At 43.9% G+C, this 15,606-nt stretch carries 21 protein-coding genes; 9 read left to right on the top strand and 12 right to left on the bottom strand.

The genetic code is table 11. From position 1 onward, the window contains the following. Positions 1 to 348: 348 nt before the first annotated feature. From AC3E9W_RS21945 to AC3E9W_RS21915, 7 genes are all read left to right on the top strand, one after another. Positions 349 to 573, top strand: a complete 225-nt coding sequence (locus tag AC3E9W_RS21945; protein ID WP_488770040.1) for a hypothetical protein — start codon at positions 349 to 351, stop codon at positions 571 to 573. A 505-nt stretch (positions 574 to 1,078) separates the two neighbouring features. Continuing rightward, positions 1,079 to 1,915, top strand: a complete 837-nt coding sequence (locus AC3E9W_RS21940; protein WP_488770039.1) for an STAS domain-containing protein — start codon at positions 1,079 to 1,081, stop codon at positions 1,913 to 1,915. 10 nt (positions 1,916 to 1,925) lie between these two features. Then, entirely contained in the window at positions 1,926 to 2,324 is a 399-nt protein-coding gene (locus AC3E9W_RS21935) for an STAS domain-containing protein (RefSeq protein WP_488770038.1), read from the top strand. Then, positions 2,305 to 2,718: an anti-sigma regulatory factor gene (locus AC3E9W_RS21930; protein WP_488770037.1), complete on the top strand. Its 414-nt coding sequence runs from the start codon at positions 2,305 to 2,307 to the stop codon at positions 2,716 to 2,718. The genes AC3E9W_RS21935 and AC3E9W_RS21930 overlap by 20 nt, the downstream gene beginning before the upstream one ends. Beyond that, positions 2,711 to 3,724, top strand: a complete 1,014-nt coding sequence (locus AC3E9W_RS21925) for a SpoIIE family protein phosphatase (protein WP_488770036.1) — start codon at positions 2,711 to 2,713, stop codon at positions 3,722 to 3,724. Before AC3E9W_RS21930 ends, AC3E9W_RS21925 begins: the two co-directional genes overlap by 8 nt. Before the next feature lie 6 nt (positions 3,725 to 3,730). Beyond that, positions 3,731 to 5,368 carry a sensor histidine kinase gene (locus AC3E9W_RS21920; RefSeq protein ID WP_488770035.1) on the top strand — a complete coding sequence of 546 codons (1,638 nt, stop codon included), beginning with the start codon at positions 3,731 to 3,733 and terminating at the stop codon, positions 5,366 to 5,368. Then, positions 5,338 to 5,652 carry an alpha/beta fold hydrolase gene (locus tag AC3E9W_RS21915; RefSeq protein ID WP_488770082.1) on the top strand — a complete coding sequence of 105 codons (315 nt, stop codon included), beginning with the start codon at positions 5,338 to 5,340 and terminating at the stop codon, positions 5,650 to 5,652. Before AC3E9W_RS21920 ends, AC3E9W_RS21915 begins: the two co-directional genes overlap by 31 nt. Positions 5,653 to 5,934: 282 nt before the next feature. On the opposite strand, the gene AC3E9W_RS21910 is transcribed toward AC3E9W_RS21915, so the two are convergent. Further along, positions 5,935 to 6,129, bottom strand: a complete 195-nt coding sequence (locus AC3E9W_RS21910) for a hypothetical protein (protein ID WP_371878215.1) — start codon at positions 6,127 to 6,129, stop codon at positions 5,935 to 5,937. Beyond that, complete coding sequence (locus AC3E9W_RS21905) at positions 6,107 to 6,655, bottom strand: DUF2071 domain-containing protein (RefSeq protein ID WP_306157267.1); 549 nt, start codon at positions 6,653 to 6,655, stop codon at positions 6,107 to 6,109. The genes AC3E9W_RS21910 and AC3E9W_RS21905 overlap by 23 nt, the downstream gene beginning before the upstream one ends. Positions 6,656 to 7,240: 585 nt before the next feature. On the opposite strand from AC3E9W_RS21905, the gene AC3E9W_RS21900 reads away from it, so the two are divergent. Further along, positions 7,241 to 7,690 carry a response regulator gene (locus AC3E9W_RS21900; RefSeq protein ID WP_488770034.1) on the top strand — a complete coding sequence of 150 codons (450 nt, stop codon included), beginning with the start codon at positions 7,241 to 7,243 and terminating at the stop codon, positions 7,688 to 7,690. A gap of 339 nt (positions 7,691 to 8,029) precedes the next feature. Continuing rightward, the gene (locus tag AC3E9W_RS21895; protein ID WP_306157263.1) at positions 8,030 to 8,233 is read left to right on the top strand and encodes a response regulator; all 204 of its coding nucleotides are present in this window, start codon (positions 8,030 to 8,032) and stop codon (positions 8,231 to 8,233) included. Between the two features lie 421 nt (positions 8,234 to 8,654). On the opposite strand, the gene AC3E9W_RS21890 is transcribed toward AC3E9W_RS21895, so the two are convergent. The 10 genes from AC3E9W_RS21890 to AC3E9W_RS21845 form a co-directional block, all read right to left on the bottom strand. Then, the gene (locus tag AC3E9W_RS21890; protein WP_306157261.1) at positions 8,655 to 9,041 is read right to left on the bottom strand and encodes a helix-turn-helix domain-containing protein; all 387 of its coding nucleotides are present in this window, start codon (positions 9,039 to 9,041) and stop codon (positions 8,655 to 8,657) included. A gap of 194 nt (positions 9,042 to 9,235) precedes the next feature. Further along, positions 9,236 to 9,421, bottom strand: coding sequence for a DUF6965 family protein (locus AC3E9W_RS21885; RefSeq protein ID WP_371878214.1), 186 nt, complete (start codon positions 9,419 to 9,421; stop codon positions 9,236 to 9,238). 31 nt (positions 9,422 to 9,452) lie between these two features. Then, positions 9,453 to 9,806 (bottom strand): hypothetical protein, encoded by a 354-nt coding sequence (locus AC3E9W_RS21880; protein WP_488770033.1) that lies wholly within the window; start codon positions 9,804 to 9,806, stop codon positions 9,453 to 9,455. Positions 9,807 to 9,979: 173 nt separating this feature from the next. After that, complete coding sequence (locus AC3E9W_RS21875) at positions 9,980 to 10,300, bottom strand: hypothetical protein (RefSeq protein ID WP_306157258.1); 321 nt, start codon at positions 10,298 to 10,300, stop codon at positions 9,980 to 9,982. Between the two features lie 53 nt (positions 10,301 to 10,353). Next, the gene (ligD, locus tag AC3E9W_RS21870; RefSeq protein WP_488770032.1) at positions 10,354 to 12,396 is read right to left on the bottom strand and encodes a DNA ligase D; all 2,043 of its coding nucleotides are present in this window, start codon (positions 12,394 to 12,396) and stop codon (positions 10,354 to 10,356) included. Positions 12,397 to 12,538: 142 nt separating this feature from the next. Beyond that, complete coding sequence (locus AC3E9W_RS21865; RefSeq protein WP_488770031.1) at positions 12,539 to 12,718, bottom strand: DUF3606 domain-containing protein; 180 nt, start codon at positions 12,716 to 12,718, stop codon at positions 12,539 to 12,541. Between the two features lie 39 nt (positions 12,719 to 12,757). Beyond that, positions 12,758 to 12,982, bottom strand: coding sequence for a hypothetical protein (locus tag AC3E9W_RS21860; RefSeq protein ID WP_306157252.1), 225 nt, complete (start codon positions 12,980 to 12,982; stop codon positions 12,758 to 12,760). Between the two features lie 451 nt (positions 12,983 to 13,433). Further along, on the bottom strand, positions 13,434 to 14,525 hold the full coding sequence (locus AC3E9W_RS21855) for an L-dopachrome tautomerase-related protein (protein WP_488770029.1): 1,092 nt from the start codon (positions 14,523 to 14,525) through the stop codon (positions 13,434 to 13,436). A 98-nt stretch (positions 14,526 to 14,623) separates the two neighbouring features. Further along, positions 14,624 to 15,196, bottom strand: coding sequence for a Crp/Fnr family transcriptional regulator (locus tag AC3E9W_RS21850; protein WP_488770028.1), 573 nt, complete (start codon positions 15,194 to 15,196; stop codon positions 14,624 to 14,626). Positions 15,197 to 15,289: 93 nt separating this feature from the next. Then, on the bottom strand, positions 15,290 to 15,595 hold the full coding sequence (locus AC3E9W_RS21845) for a putative quinol monooxygenase (RefSeq protein ID WP_306157246.1): 306 nt from the start codon (positions 15,593 to 15,595) through the stop codon (positions 15,290 to 15,292). Between the last annotated feature and the right edge of the window lie 11 nt (positions 15,596 to 15,606).

Here is a 15,606-nt window from a genome sequence, read left to right as displayed (position 1 = left end):
TCAGCATGAAAAAGCAAGAGTCAAGCATCAGCATAAAAAGGGCGGCGGCCAGATCCATATTAGCCACTCGGTGGTCCGGCCCCCTATTTGCAAGCCAATAAGTATGATATTGAAAGCCAGTGCGTTTGAAAGCATTTTAGAAGATGTCGTGCAGTGCACCGGAAGCTGCAAAAAATTACGGATAAATTTAGGCTGATATAAAACTAATTTTTAAATTTATTGCCGCTAAATCGGTAAGCGGCATATTTGCACCTGCAATAATTTATTAAGCACTGCAGCACAATATTAATTCTATAGAAAACATTGCGGGAGTATTCCAGCATATTGTCTGCACATAATTTATGAAGCATGACGTATGAAATTGCGAAAAAGAATAAAGCTAACTATCCAGACTTTACAACTTTGAGGGGTGGCACCATGAGAATTTTCATAGTGCCGCAGGTGCTCGAAGATTTCGACAGATACTTTAAGGATTATCTCACCAGAGATTTTGATGACGCAATGGTTCAAGCTTATTCTTCCAACGGGCAGTTTAAATTATATTATAGAGAATTGAAACAAAATGCAATTTAAAGCAGATATTGGTGAAAGCCACAAGCTGCGCGTACAGTTGGCATCCGGATATCTGTCTGCAGCGGCCTCTGATGTCCGATAGTTCCGGGTAAATTTTGAAGCAGCCCTCAGATATTGATCTGCTATCCTTATAATTTCTGTCAGAATTAATAATCTAAAGCAGGCCGCCTCATCGGGAATCATACGGGAAGAACCTTTCTGCTGTCCTTTATTGACCGAGTTTTCGTTCTGGAAATTCTCCTCATCCCAAGGGTAGTTTTCAGGTGTATCTGCATTGACCTTATTATCCTTAAAAATTAATTTTTTACTGCCGTTCTATTTAAAGGGGGTGTTCCGCAGCGAATCTTTGGGCATTCTCGCGTTTGGGGCATTTTTCTCCTTTTGCGGGCTGCCATTTATCACATGCAAATTGATTAAAGTTGGATAATTTTGCACGTATTTTCTGAATTCGGTAATTTGATGGATTTAATTGTCTACATTTACGGGAATCCAAATATCACAGCAAATGCAGAACAGTCTCCTGGCAAGCTTGAAAGAGCACCAAAACAAATTATTGGACGAATGGTCCCAGCTTTTACAAGCTAGCGGTTCTACTGACGGATCAACGGAAGAAGATGAATCAAAGGAGTTCGCTGCCCTTCTGCTGGATGCTTTAAAGCATTCAAATGGAAATGCGGATTCAGACGAATTCGAAAATGTTTACGATCTGCTGGTCGGAATTTCAAGTTCGAGGGGCAGACGCGGTTTTTCGCCTCGTGAAAATGCCCAATACCTGATTGCTTTTAAGGAAGCGGCTTCTAAAATTCTTTCAGAAATGGAGTCTGATCCTTCAAAATTGTACAGCGCTAATTTAGAGTTGAGCAAACTCCTTGATAATATGGCAATACTGACTTTTGAATCCTATATGAAAGGGCGGGAAGAAGTCATTTCAAGGCAGATTGATGAGATCAGCGAGATTTCGACTCCTGTAATCCGCGTCTGGGATGGTATTGTAGCGCTTCCTATCATTGGCACGCTGGACAGTTCCAGAACCCAGGTGGTAATGGAAAATTTATTGCAGCAGATTGTGGATACGGGAAGTTCGATCGCCATACTTGACATTTCAGGCGTGCCGGCAGTAGATTCCCTGGTAGCGCAGCATCTTATAAAAACTGTAAGTGCAACACGGCTAATGGGTGCAGAATGCATTATAAGCGGCATACGCCCTGAAATTGCGCAGACGGTGGTTCATCTAGGAATTGATCTTACGGGCATTATTACTAAGGCTTCATTGGCAAGCGCGCTTCAAACAGCCTTTGATATGCTTCAGCTCACAGTTGTGAAAAGAAAAATTACGAATTAAGATCACTGAAATGGAAAGAATTCCAATACTCAAGATGGGAGATTTTCTGCTGGTTACCATACAGGTCGATCTGTATGACCAATTGGCTGAAAATCTTGAATCTGATTTAATAAATGCTATCAAAAAGAATAATTCAAAAGGCGTTTTGATTGATATATCGGCGGTTTCCATTATCGATTCCTTTATGGGAAGAATTTTAGGAAACATTGCCGTAATGTCAAAAATTATGGACGCAAAGACTGTTGTGGTCGGCATGCAGCCCGCTGTCGCTATTACGCTTGTTGAACTTGGACTGTCTTTAAATGGTGTTATAAGCGCCCTAGATGTTGAAAAAGGCATGGATTTGCTTCGCGCGAAAATATACAATGGCGATAAGGAGGAGCAGGCATATGACGACAGCAACCGATAAAGAAGAACTGTTTATAGCAAAAAAGCAGGATGTAGTTCCGTTGCGCAACCTCGTGAAGGAATACGGCGTAAAAATTGGAATGGGTATATTAAACCAGACCAAGCTGATCACTGCCACAAGCGAGCTTGTCCGCAATCTTCTTCAATATGGGGGAGGAGGAAGGGTTATCATTGAATCTGTAACCAACGGACGGGATTTCGGTGTCCGTGTGGTTTTTATTGATAAAGGGCCAGGGATAAAAGATGTAAATCTGGCCATGCAGGACGGCTACAGCACCGGAAAAAGTTTGGGGCTTGGCCTTCCTGGCACAAAAAGGCTGGTGAATGAATTCGATATTCAGACAGAATTGGGAAACGGCACAACCGTAACCATAATAAAATGGAAAAATGGATAGTGCCTTTTGCGTTTATAAAATTGACGATAGGAGTCTTATCGCTTTCATTAAAAGGGAGATACACAACTTAGCGCTTCAGTTAGGCTTCAAGCCGCACAGGGCAGCGGAAACTGACATTATTATCGCAGAACTCGCTTCCAATCTTATCAAATATGCAGGCGGGGGCGATCTGCTTTACAGGGCGCATCACAATGGAAGCTGCAATGTGATAGAAATATACTGTCTTGATAAAGGAAGTGGCATTGATAATCTTGCCACGATAATGAAAGACGGCTATTCCGCCTCCAGCACATTGGGACAGGGCATGGGCGCAATTAAAAGATTAAGCAATGATTTTCAGATCTATTCCATACGCGGCTGGGGAACTGTCCAATACATTCAGATCTGCGATAAAGCCGATGCCGCATTCCCAAACTCAAATGCAGGATTGGATATAGCAGGGGTCAGTGTAAACTATCCGGGCGAACGGGTATGCGGAGACGGATATCATATCAAATATTCCAGAAAAGGCTTTCAGATTTTTTTTGGAGACGGATTAGGCCATGGCGTAAAGGCCCGCGAAGCAGTTGAACAGGCAGTCAAAGCTTTTAAGCAATGCGCAGAAACTGATCCTGCGGCAGTGCTCCGCCATATTCATCAGCACGTTAAAAAAAGCAGGGGGCTTGTCGCTACTGTTGCCATTGCCGATTATGAGGCGCAAACTTGGAATATCTGCGGCATAGGCAATATCAATACGCGGATCTATGACGGACCCGACAGCAAAACCTATACTCCATATAATGGCATTATAGGCCATAATATTCCACGGACTATAAAGGGCACCATCGACCCTTATCAAAAACATCAGATTATTATAATGCACAGTGACGGACTGCGTACGAGACTGCATCTTAATGATCTGGCTTCCATAATTAAACAGAGTCCGGGAATTATAGCTTCGGCCCTGTATAAGGATAATGTGAGAGGAACCGATGATGCCGCAATATTGGTTGGAAAAATAATTTAAAGCTTTATGGAGGAAATTGTAAAAATTAGTCTTGACAATGAAATGGACCTCATACTGGCTCATAAGCGTTCAATGAAAATTGCTGAAATGTGCGGCCTGCCCATAGCGTCGCAGACACGGTTTTCCACTGCAGTTTCAGAAGTGGCAAGGTGCTCAATTGCCAGCGGAAAAAATTCTGTGCTTGTTTTGGGAATCAATACCATCAAAGCAGGCCGCAAAGAAATACAGGCGGTGCTTACCGATCAGGTTGATCTAAAGGGATGCAATCCAGAAGCTTACAAATATGCTGATAAATTATCAGGCAGCATAGGATACAGTTATGCCGGCGGCCAGTCAAAAACCATATTAAGCCATCAGGTTTCTTCGCCGGGGCTTCTTTCAGATGCAAAAATAAATGCTCTGGCAGATTACTTTAAATATGAACCGCCGATTTCAGCTTATGATGAAATCAGAAAAAAAAATATCGAGCTTGCAGCACTTTCAGAAAAGCTGGGCGAAAGTGAAAACCAATACAGAAATCTCGTGGATACAATTCCCGTTTTGATCTGCATTGCCAACGACAGAAGCACTGTTCTGTTATCAAACCATGCATTCAAAGCTTATCTGAAAAACCCCCTAGCCATTTTTGACAAAAAAAGCCTTGGGGCATTTATACATCATGATGATGTGCATCCGATATTGGAAGGATGGAATAATGTAAAAAAAAGCAGAAGAGATTTTTCTGCTGAAATCCGAATTAAAAAAGATGGCATTTATATCTGGCATAATGTTTCCATTATGCCCAATAAGTCGGAAGACGGCTCTTTTAAGAGCTGGCTTATCTATTTTATAAATAACAATGCCCAGAAAATGATTGTTGAAGCTTTAAAGGATAATTCGGAGCTTCGAAAGATGCAGCTTGAACTGCAAAGCGCAAACTCAAAACTTAAATTTAAAAATAAGGAGCTGGAACAGTTCGCTTTTATAACAAGCCACGATCTGCAGGAGCCGCTTCGAAAAATCATGATCATGATCTCAAGGGCGGCAGAACATTTAACCGAAGGGCAGAAAACGCTTTATTATTTTGATAAAATTACGCTGGCGGCCGGCAGGCTATCAAATTTGATTTCAGATGTTCTTAATTATTCCCGTGTAAACAATCATGATAAATTTATTAAAGAGGCCGATCTTAATGATGTTGCAGCTCAAGCTCTAGAGGATTTGAGTCTGATTATTGAAGAAAAAAAAGCCGTTGTAAACTTAAATGGGCTTCCGGTTGTTACCGGGATTGAAACCCAGCTGCGCCAGCTGTTTTACAATCTGATAAATAATGCGCTGAAATTTAATGCGCTCAAGCCCGAAGTGAACATTTCCAGCCGTATAATTTCAGATAAAAGCGACACTGCCTTTGATCCTGCAGCCCCTTGCGGTGATTTTTATCTAATTTCAATTGAAGATAATGGAATTGGAATGGACAGCGAGTATTCTGCCCGAATCTTTGATATGTTCCAGCGTCTGCACCAAAAGGGCCAGTACAGCGGCAATGGCATAGGGCTGGCCTTATGCAAGCGCATTGTCGAGAATCATAACGGGACTATCAATTTTACAAGCATGCCAGGAAAAGGAACGATTTTTTGGATCTATCTGCCAATTCTTGCGGCCTGAAAGCGCTATGGTTATGCGCAGGATCTGCCGGCGAAAATAACAGGCAGAGAGAAGACTGTAAAAATGCGTTTTTTATTGGCAGCAGGGAAGACCTTTCCAATTTAACAATGTCGCGGCTGCAGTGCCCGCGCATTGCCCCGGAAGAAGTCGGGCATTACATCCACGGAAAAATAAAGGGAAGCACATTTGAGAAAATGAATGCTACTGAACACTGCCCGCATATGAGCCATCCGCAAGGGGCAATTGAATTGATTCAAAAATTCCTAAACCAGACGACTTATTGATCCCGAACATCGGAGAGAGCTGGAGCTCCAACAAGCTAAAATCAATGGAAGGGCAGCAGCAGGAAATATTCAAAATTATTACCCATGATCTGCAGTAGCCTTTACGCAAAGCCGTATTTACGGGGAATTTTCTTTTGGCAGAGTATTTTACATAACAGTATTGCAGTTCATTAAATTCCGTCTTTATACATTGCCCGCTATTCATTACAGAATTCAGATTCCTTAAAATGCAATCAGATAGACGAAACAAGGAAGAGCTCTCTACAATCCGTAATTTCTAATTTATAAAATTCTTTTCCTGCTCCATAAAAGAACATCGATAGATTGGCAATAATGAAGCTTTTCTGGATGTTTATTTAAAGAAATGCTGTTGAAATTATAATTTATTTCAGTAATAGGAATGTCAATTTCTTCTAGATTCCATTCTTTATGATGTATGTCATGGCGGAAAAGTTTATTTCCGGTGGCATTGTACAAGCAATGTCGTTCTGTTTAACCAGTAATCCAGCGGCGTTTTTATAATTGGAATTCCTATTTTTTTATAGCTGAATAAAAGCTTGTAATTCTTCACGCCATTCGAAGAAAATAAAGTATTTATGGATTTTTTGATGTAGGACTTCCTATAGGGCAATTCTAAAAATGTTCGGGTGAGTAAAACTTCAATAATTTTGTTAGTTTCTATGGAAAGCATGTAAATACCTTTGATTCCATTATTCAGCACATAGGTCCGAACATTTATTTCCTTAAAATTGGATATGTAGGGAATACGAGGGATATAATGCATTCTCATTTTATGAACATCAAAAGCCACCAGTGATATCCAAGCTTTGTCTTGAAAAGTGTCCAGCACCAAACCTGTCGGAAGCAGTTCCGATATGAGTTCTGGCTTAACGCTCCAATGCAAAAAAAAGGTATCGTCCCACTGCTGGAAATATTTCCATTTTCTTTCAGGAAGGGGCAAATACCTGTGAGAGGCTTGTTCTACTATTTCTGATATGGCCATGGCAAACTTTTAATGGTCCAAGTTTGACATCAATGCATTTGAGACTGGTGCAGAAAAGAGAAATGATGCCCGGCAGCATATTGCCGCCTTTATTAGTGCGGAGCATATTGAAGATGCGGTCTCTCTTCAAGGGGACTAGGCCGGGGTTTGGGATTTGACTGTGTGTTTTTAGGAGCTTTTTCCCGCTATCCGTTGCAATCTATGCGCCGGAACGCCCGGCGCATAGTATTTCCACTGCACACGAGCGAAGCGAACTGGCGAAGCAATCGGGGCTAAAATTTTGGAAGAAAGTTTTGCGGCAATAGCGGCATACTATGGCAGGGGAAAAATGTAATTTTTACTGCCGCTGGACCCGCAGGTTAACTGTTCCTGCATTCAAAGGCGCCATACGCTGGATTTTGGCAGGCTCTGCAGATTTGCATCATTTGCAGCGATTTTCTGAAAAATTAGCCCTATATTTGCAGTTCACCAGCCGCATGCGGACATATTTCTATCGTTTACCCATTACAAGGATTGTATTAATTTTTTAGTATAACTTTTGCAGATTCATTTGCCCTTAATTGAACTGCCCTAAATTTGAAAACGATGTCTGAGCCCCAGAATTACCATAAGTTTATTTTCCATGCCGATGACGACGAGGATGACAGGCTGCTCTTTCTCGATGCAGTGGATGAGCTTGATCTGAATATTACCGTTGGACAGGCCGCCGACGGAGGGCAGCTTCTGCAGTGCCTTTCGGGGAGCGGGGCGCAGATGCCCGAGCTGCTGTTTTTAGATATCAACATGCCCGGAAAAAACGGGTTTGAATGCCTAAGGCAGATAAAAGGCGCAGAGGGGCCTTTTGGCTGCCTTAAGGTAATTATGCTCTCCACAAGCAGGAATCCTGAAAACATTGAGCTTTCCTACGCGCTGGGGGCGGATCTCTATGCCGTGAAGCCCGCCACGTTTCAGGAGCTTAAAAAGCTGCTGTGGGCTGTTTTTATGATCGACTGGAGCGCATTTGCAAGAGATAAGAAAGGGTTCATTCTTACCTGAAAAGGCTGGGATCCTTACAGAAGACAGCACCGCAGTTCAGATGCGGGCTGTTTAATTGTATGTAAATGGTGCCGGGTTCGGGACGCTGTCCGTTTATTTTATCCCTGCGGTGCTGCGCGGGCCATTTTTCCATTTTCTGCACAAGAAGAATCTCATGAAGGTCCCGAGGGGGTTTTTACAGCCCTGTGATCGTCCTTTTCCGGTAAAATTTTTTATCCTCGAAAAGGCAGGCGCGTTTCGGGTGCCCGCTGTGGGATGCCAGCCAGTTGCTGTCTGCTGCTTTTTTTATTCAGACTTCTTCATTTTGTTCTTTCCGGCAGCCGCATGTGCTAACTTAGCATGGAATTCCAGTTAAGAAATGCAGGTGGGGTTCTCCAAGGATGGAGAGTGGTCATGCTCTCCACCAGCAGCACGCCAGAAAACATCAAGATCTGCTATGCTTTGGGAGCTGATATTTATGCTGTGAAGCCCAGCTCGTTCCAGAGGCTAAAAGAACTGCTTTATGATGTCCTGACCCGGGAGTGGAATAAAAAAGACCTGTAAAAATCTTTCCTTATTTGAAAGTTAATTTATAAAAGCGCCCCAGAATATATAGAAACCTGCCCGATGCCTAGGAATAATTTCTGTCTGGTTTATTAAGGCTGCTCTAGTCTGTAAGCTCATTTAAAGAGACAAGATCCAGATAACAAAGCAGCAGCATGGTCTCCATTATACGGGTCTGGCATCGGGTCTGTGGAAAAAAACAATCCGTCTGGTTTTTTTACAAGATGTGCAAATTTACGCAATTAGATGGATCTTTTTTACTGAATTAATGCTTTCTGCAGCAGCAGGAAGAAGCCTTTGCCCGCAGCTCTTTAGCCCTGTTTTCCCGGTCAGGGTATGCTATTTAAAGCCGGCAGCCATGATTATAGTGAAATTAAAGAGCAGGACTGGGATTTATTGACTGAAATGCAGGGCTGATTTTTCAGCGCCTTCCTGTAAAATTCTTTTTTATTATTTCCCTGTACTTAAAGGGCGTGAATCCGGTCTGTCTCTTGAAGAAACGCTCAAACCCGCTTGTGCTTTTAAAGCCCAGTTCGGAGGCGGTAAAAGCAATGGATCTTGAAGTGTCAAAAAGTTTTAATCTGGCCCTGCGGGCAAGCTCTAAAGATATGAAGCCTTCTGCGGATAAGCCGTTCTGCTTAAAGATCAGGTCTTCAAAATATTCATAATCCATGCCAAGCTTTTCTGCAAAATAGCTTGCCGAGGGGATGCCCTGAGGCGCAGTTTTTTCGCAGCTGTAATATTCTTCGATAAGATTCTTCATGGTGCGGCCCATATCAAGGGCTGTCTGGCTTTTTTCTCTATGCATCTCAATTTTTTATTTTTCTAGCCACTAGCGTGAAGCCCCGTTATTCCAAATCAGGTTCAGGCGTTTAATGATCTGCGTCTTCGGCTGGATCTCACAAAGCCGCCGGCTTTTTCCGTTTTAGGGTTCCTGCCTTACTGTCTCCGGTCGCGGATTCTGGTTTTGATTTTGCGCTCCCTGTAGTTTTTCCCTTATATTCATATAAAATCCTTCTGGTTCCAGAATGCCGGGCAACTATCAATTGGGCCTTTGTAATTGTTTATGGCCGAGTAGCAGCTCTTGAGAAAAAGCTCCGAATCGGTTATTCTGGCCCACGGCTTCCACAGCGCCTCCTTTGGAGACGGGAAGGCTTCAAAATAACGTTTTATCTCTCTTGGGGCCATAGGATAAAATTAGGAAAAAAACAAAAACCGGTCAAGGCTTTGGATGGGGCAGTTGTTTTGTTTTTTTATATTTTTTTGAGCTGTCCAAGCTATCCGCCGCACATGAGCGATAACGAACTGACGAAGTAATATTCTGCGCCGGATTCCGGCGCAGAAGGATTTCCGCTTCTATCGGGGCTAGGGAGCCCGCTTTGTGCCGTCTGACTTTTATGATCACTTTTACGCCATCGACAATAATAGGGCAGCTTATTGGCAAAAAAGACGGGTTGTCCTGCAAAACGCGTCTGGCAAAACCTGTCTGCAGGTTCACAATAACCATAGCGGGATTAATTTGGCCGCCCATCGAACTGGTCATATCGGCAATTACCGCATTGCTATTTTTCATGTCGATGATAAAGTCCTGAAGATTGCAGTGAGCACTGTATCTTGAATTATGAAAATGTTAAACAGCTTTCCCGCGGCTATATTCCAGCCGATCAGCTTTGGGTTTTGTTTTGGCGCTGCGCCCGGATTTCCCATATCCGATGCCCAAAACACATTATCTGCGGCCATGAGAGTTTATTCCAACCATCCAAGCCTGTTTAAAATAAACCCTTCCAGCTCCTTGTCAGCAGCGGCATCCCGCTGGGCAGAGGTAAGTATCTTACTGTAAAGAACAATAAAATTTTCAGACAGGAACACGTCCAGCGCATCCAGGCACTCCATTAAATCCGGCTGCGATGTCTGCCAGAGCGTTCTTCGTTCGCCGGAAATATCCTTCAGCACTAGAGTGTACATTTCCGATGAAGCTTGGGAATGCTGGTCTGGGATGGTGATGGCAATTTCAAAATCGTTGTCCTGATCATTAAAAGAGCCGGTAAGGAAATAGCTTGTGGTCATAACGGGTGTTTTGGTTTATAAATGTTCTAACTTATAGCTGCAGGGACAGTTCTTTAAAAAAAGAGGCTCTGTGCTTTGGCGACTGCTTTTCTCATGTCAATTCCCTTTTGCAGCGCCCCTTTAAAAATATCCCCTTGAGCCCTCATGCGCGCTATGGAGTTCTCAATGGTGAAATCCTTAATCTCCAGCCCTTTTCTGACCTCCTCCCAGTGCAGGGGCATGGAGACCGTGGCGCCCGGTTTTGGCCGCAGCGAATAAGGGCAGGCGATTGTGGCGCCGGGACGGTTCTGAAGGAAGTCCAGATACATCTTCCCGCCGCGGTTTTTGATCTGGCGCTCCAGGCTTGTGAATTCCGATAGCTGTCCGTGCACGATCGAAACGATCATTTTTGCGAACATCTGGGACTGGTCATAGCTGTATTTGGCGCCAAGGGGAATGTAGATATGGATGCCGGTGGAGCCTGAGGTTTTCACGTATCCTGTGATGTCCAGCGCGTCAAGGATGTTTTTAACCTCGCAGGCGGCCTCTATGACCTGCCCGAAAGTATTCTGGTCCGGGTCAAGGTCAATCACGCAGTAATCGGGATTGTCGGGATGCTGCACGCGGCTGAACCACGGGTTCATCTCAATGCAGCCGAGGGATGCCATGTAAAGCAGGGTTTTCTCATCCCCGCCTACAAGGAATTCTTTTCCCTCACCGTCACTGGTCGTGTAGGGGAAAGTCTCTGCCCACTCAGGGGCTTTTCCCTTCACGTCTTTCTGGTAGAAGCTCTTGCCGTTTATGCCCCCGGGGAAACGGTTAAGCGACAATGGCCGGTCTTTAAGGTACGGAAGGATGAATTCGGCCGCCTTGTAGTAATAGTTGAACATATCGCGTTTGGTGTAACCGCTTTGGGGCCAGTATACTTTGCTCAGGTGCGAGAAGGTCATGTTCTGTCCTTTGATCTTTTTGGTCTGGGTCTCTTCAGTCGGGTTTAACAGTGTCTTTGGACCGCCTGCTTTTGGGGCGGTAAGGGGAGAGGTAACGGGTGCCTTCGTTTCTGGGTCATTGTCCTTTAAAACCGCCCCCGATTCCGCTTCTTTCTCCAAGGTTACATCGGCCGCTTTTTTATCGCTTCGCATCCCTTCAAAGGATGGGTGGCGGAAAACCCCGTCGGATGTGATCTCGGCGTAGCTGACCTCGCAGACCAGTTCGGGTCTGAGCCAGACCGCCTTTGCATGCGGCGGGTTGGGGCGGAATCGTGAGGGCTTGTTGATATCGGGCTCCGAGGCAAAGGGGATGGTCTTGGTGACAAGGGGCGCGAACTCCTGCATCATTTCTTTCTGCATCTTATCGGTAAAGCCTGTGCCGACCTTGCCGGCATACTGAAGGGTTCCGTTCTGGTAGAAGCCCAGCAGCAGCGAGCTGAAGAGTTTGGAGGAGTCCTCGTTTCGGGTATAGCCCGCGATAACCACTTCCTGGCGCCTCTGGGCTTTTATCTTCAGCCACTGCCTGTTTCGGCTCTCTGGGATGTAGAGGGAATCCTTTCTTTTGGCCATGATCCCTTCAAGTCCGATTGCGCTGGCGGTCTGAAAAAAATCAATGCCGCCCTCAAAGCTTTGGCTCAGGCGTATGCGGTCGTCATCTTTAGGCAGTATTTCTTTTAAAATGGCCTGGCGCTCTGTAAGGGGCAGCTCCATGAGGTTTATCCCATTGTACCAGAGAATGTCAAAGGCATAATAGACCAGATGCCCGTCCGCTTCGCTGCGCCAGTTCTGCAGCGCGCTGAAATCCGCCTTTCCGTCTTCTTTTAAAACCAGTATCTCCCCGTCAAGCACTGCATTGCTTTTCCACTTTTGCAGGGCCTGGGTGATAGGGTAATATTTGCCCGTAAAAGGCTTGTTGTTTCTGGAGGCCAAAGATACTTCGCCTTTGTTTATATAGGCCAGGGAGCGGTAGCCGTCCCATTTGACCTCAAAGCTCCACTGCGTGTCATCAAAGGGCGCGTTTACCAAAACTGCCAGCATGGGCTTGATCCCCTCTGGCATGCTTGCTGGCGTACCTGCTTTTAAAAGCGTGTTGATTTGCGCTGTCTTATTATCTTTTTTCTTTCCCATGTGTGCTGTCTTTAAATGAGTGGTAAATAAAGCCCTGACGCCTCGGGCTGTTTTACTCTTAGATGTACTGTATCATTCAGGCAAAAAATCCCCGAAACATCTTTTGGCATGCGGGGGATCAGGTTCTTTTTATTGGCTAGTGCTATTTTGCGCGGAGCACGCGTGCTACGGCGTCGGCTGAGCTGCCTGCCTCATCTACTGCCCTTTCGAGCTCTTCGCGGCTGACATTGAATTTCTCTGTCCAATACGCGACCTCGTGGTCCTCGTTCATATTGATGCGGGAGCGGTCCTGCTGTCCTTTGTTTTTTAAGTCGTCGCTCATGATACTTGATTTTGAATTAATAATTCTTTTTGCAAAAGGTTAGGTGTTTGTACTTCTGCCCGAGCGGGCATCTGTCGGGTCATCGCTGCCGCTTTTTTCATTGCGGTCAGGGTCAGTGCCTGCCTCATCTGTCTCATCGATATCGCCCCAGTCTCCGGTGTTCTCGCGCCTGGCATCTTTATTTTTATTATCCTGAGCGGCCAGCATCTGGTGGTATGGGCAGTTTTGGAGCTCTTCGGGGCTGAAGTTATGCGTGTTTTCCATGGTTTTTGATTTTAATAATTAGCAGGCTTAAAATTAGCAGGTTAGCTCGATTTAAGCTTACAGGAAAAAGCGCGGAGTTTATGTAATTATCATCTTGGGGGCGGGGTGCGTGATGATAGTTTTTGGGATTATTAAGAAAATGCTTGATGGGGTGGTAAAGCAATATTCAATTCTACAAATATTTCAGAGGATATGAAATGATTGTACTGTGTAAAGCAGAATTGTCTTTCTTTAGCTCTATAAATTTCAGTTTGAGTTTTAATTGATTTGCTAACGTAAAATATAGATAAAGTTAAGAGTCCATTTTAGCCACTTTATTTTATATAATCTCATCATTAAAGTGAAGGGAATATGTAAAATTCGCCTTAGCTTTTTGTGTAATAAGATATGAAGTCCAGCTTTCAATGACCGGAATGCAGGGTTGCCAAAAGCGAATGCAAAAAATACATTTTTAATCTATCTTCATTCTGAAAACGTAGTACGGCGTTCTGCTTGCATCTACTCCATTATTAAGCAATGGCAGATGGTGCAGCTGATTGGCTACGATATACAAGTATCCTTTATATAGGGCCACACCGTCAGGCCACGAAAGCCTTTTGTCTGCTAATAATTTTTTATATCCCTGCGGACTGCTTACTCCTACAGCATTTTCCTGAACGTCAGTTACATATATATTGCCATTTTCACCGACTTTAAATCCGTCTGAAATTGGCTTGTCGGCATAAAAGGAAATGTATTTTGCGAGCGATTCATTGGAGAGGCTTTCGTCAGCCAGCACTGAGGAGGGGATTTTATAAATTTTCTTTGCGCCCATGGCTCCAAAATATATAAAATTATTTTCCTTGTCTATTGAAATTGGATTCAGACCGTTTCGTGGCTGCATGGCTGTGCCGTCTGCCTTTTTATGGATCACTTTTATGCCATCGACAATAATCGGGTCGCTAATTGGCAAAAAGGAAGGGTGGTCCTGTAAAACGCGTTTGGCAAAACCTGTATTCAGGTTTACAATAATCAGAGCCGGGTTGATTTGGCCGCCGATTGAACTGGTCATATCGGCAATTACTGCGGTGCCATTTTTCATGTCGATGATAAAGTCCTGAAGAAAGGAAGTTGCAGTGAGGACCGTATCTGGAATTATGAAAACTTTAAACAGCTTTCTCGTGGCAATATTCCAGCCGATCAGCTTTGGATTTTGTTTTAGCGCTGCGCCCGGGTTTCCCATATCCAATACCCAAAGCATATTATCGCTGCTTACCTGGATCCCTATAGTGCCGCTGACGCCCTTATTGCTGGAATTGGGCTGCATTACCCATTCTTCCTCGGGAAACGGAACTGTAGATCCGTCCGATAGTATTTCCCTGACCATATGCTTTGAACTGACCAAAGCAGACATAGTGATAAAAATGCGCCCTTCAGGGGATACGGCAATATTCCCAGGCCTTTCGCTAGGGAATTCAGCAACAACTTCCAATTTGCTTTGTGCAAAAACATGCGCGGATAATAAAACTGACGCAGATAGCAGAAAATACTTGATTGTATTCATATTTGTATTGTTTAAAATTAACTTTACAAATTTTAAACAATTAAGAATGCTGAAAGATGAGGCATATCAATATTTTAAAGTGACCTAAATCACACCTGCTATCCTTTAAGCCTACTCAGTGTCTCCCTTGTCATCCCTAAGTAAGAAGCCAGAAGTTTTTTAGGTACTCGGTGAACCAGATGAGGAAATTTTTTTACAAGATTATTATAACGGGTCTCGGCTGTTTCGTTCAGCAGCGACATGATGCGCTGTTCTAAGGCAATGTATCCGTAGTGTGATTTCACTCTGAAGAAATTTGACATTTCAGGTATTTCATGGCAAAGCTTTTCCCTGTCCTCAAGTCGGATGCAGAAAAATTCGGAGTCTTCGATGCAGTCGATAAACATAGTGGCCGGCGTTTTGTTTTGATAGGCCTTGAAATCGCTGGTCCAATATTGTTCCATTGCAAACTGCAGTATAAGCTCTTTGCCTTCGCTGTCAATGGCATAGGTTTTTGACAGCCCCTTAATTATCCAGGCTTTGTAATGCACCAATTCATCCTTCTGCACGAGAAATTGATGTTTTCGAAGTTTTTTATATACAAAGCATGCAGCTATTGTTTCCCATTCCAGATCGGTTAAGGGGTTAACCTCCTCGATGTGTTTTCTCAGCAGGCTATAGTATTCTTCCATGGTATTTGATGCGATTGAAAAATTAATTGGCCAAATATAATGAAAAAGCTGAAGTGTACACTCCAGCTTTTCATTTATAGGCATCTTTGAATTTTACCCTGCTATTTTGGTCATTCTGTACAGCGTGAAATCTGCAATCCATCTGGCAGCGCCACTGGCTTGGAATTTTTTTATTGCCTCGCCCTGCATGTGGGCTCTCCAATCTTCTTCACTGGCCCATGTTTCAACAAAAACCAGTACTCTGGGATCATCTTTTGACTGATGCAGTTCATATCGTATGCATCCTTTTTCCTTTAATGTCTCAGTGACAAGCTTTTCTTGTTCGCGGCGAAGATTTAGTTCTTCATTCTGAAGGGCAATTGCTGTTGCAACGATTGTTATCTCTGAAGTTTTTTCCATTATTGCTTTTT

Source organism: Flavobacterium sp. 38 (assembly GCF_057799715.1).
The sequence above is the reverse complement of the archived record's forward strand: the minus strand, read 5'-3'. Positions and strand labels throughout refer to the sequence as shown.

Bases quoted from the DNA above. Each gene is read 5' to 3' on its own strand.
- AC3E9W_RS21890 (WP_306157261.1), bottom strand. From the start codon at position 9,041: ATGCATAGAGAAAAAAGCCAGACAGCCCTTGATATGGGCCGCACCATG.
- AC3E9W_RS21855 (WP_488770029.1), bottom strand. From the start codon at position 14,525: ATGAATACAATCAAGTATTTTCTGCTATCTGCGTCAGTTTTATTATCC.
- AC3E9W_RS21860 (WP_306157252.1), bottom strand. From the start codon at position 12,982: ATGGAAAACACGCATAACTTCAGCCCCGAAGAGCTCCAAAACTGCCCA.
- AC3E9W_RS21945 (WP_488770040.1), top strand. From the start codon at position 349: ATGACGTATGAAATTGCGAAAAAGAATAAAGCTAACTATCCAGACTTT.
- AC3E9W_RS21930 (WP_488770037.1), top strand. From the start codon at position 2,305: ATGACGACAGCAACCGATAAAGAAGAACTGTTTATAGCAAAAAAGCAG.
- AC3E9W_RS21920 (WP_488770035.1), top strand. From the start codon at position 3,731: ATGGAGGAAATTGTAAAAATTAGTCTTGACAATGAAATGGACCTCATA.
- AC3E9W_RS21880 (WP_488770033.1), bottom strand. From the start codon at position 9,806: ATGAAAAATAGCAATGCGGTAATTGCCGATATGACCAGTTCGATGGGC.
- AC3E9W_RS21900 (WP_488770034.1), top strand. From the start codon at position 7,241: ATGTCTGAGCCCCAGAATTACCATAAGTTTATTTTCCATGCCGATGAC.
- ligD (WP_488770032.1), bottom strand. From the start codon at position 12,396: ATGGGAAAGAAAAAAGATAATAAGACAGCGCAAATCAACACGCTTTTA.
- AC3E9W_RS21935 (WP_488770038.1), top strand. From the start codon at position 1,926: ATGGAAAGAATTCCAATACTCAAGATGGGAGATTTTCTGCTGGTTACC.
- AC3E9W_RS21940 (WP_488770039.1), top strand. From the start codon at position 1,079: ATGCAGAACAGTCTCCTGGCAAGCTTGAAAGAGCACCAAAACAAATTA.
- AC3E9W_RS21925 (WP_488770036.1), top strand. From the start codon at position 2,711: ATGGATAGTGCCTTTTGCGTTTATAAAATTGACGATAGGAGTCTTATC.
- AC3E9W_RS21885 (WP_371878214.1), bottom strand. From the start codon at position 9,421: ATGGCCCCAAGAGAGATAAAACGTTATTTTGAAGCCTTCCCGTCTCCA.
- AC3E9W_RS21905 (WP_306157267.1), bottom strand. From the start codon at position 6,655: ATGGCCATATCAGAAATAGTAGAACAAGCCTCTCACAGGTATTTGCCC.
- AC3E9W_RS21850 (WP_488770028.1), bottom strand. From the start codon at position 15,196: ATGGAAGAATACTATAGCCTGCTGAGAAAACACATCGAGGAGGTTAAC.
- AC3E9W_RS21895 (WP_306157263.1), top strand. From the start codon at position 8,030: ATGGAATTCCAGTTAAGAAATGCAGGTGGGGTTCTCCAAGGATGGAGA.
- AC3E9W_RS21865 (WP_488770031.1), bottom strand. From the start codon at position 12,718: ATGAGCGACGACTTAAAAAACAAAGGACAGCAGGACCGCTCCCGCATC.
- AC3E9W_RS21845 (WP_306157246.1), bottom strand. From the start codon at position 15,595: ATGGAAAAAACTTCAGAGATAACAATCGTTGCAACAGCAATTGCCCTT.
- AC3E9W_RS21875 (WP_306157258.1), bottom strand. From the start codon at position 10,300: ATGACCACAAGCTATTTCCTTACCGGCTCTTTTAATGATCAGGACAAC.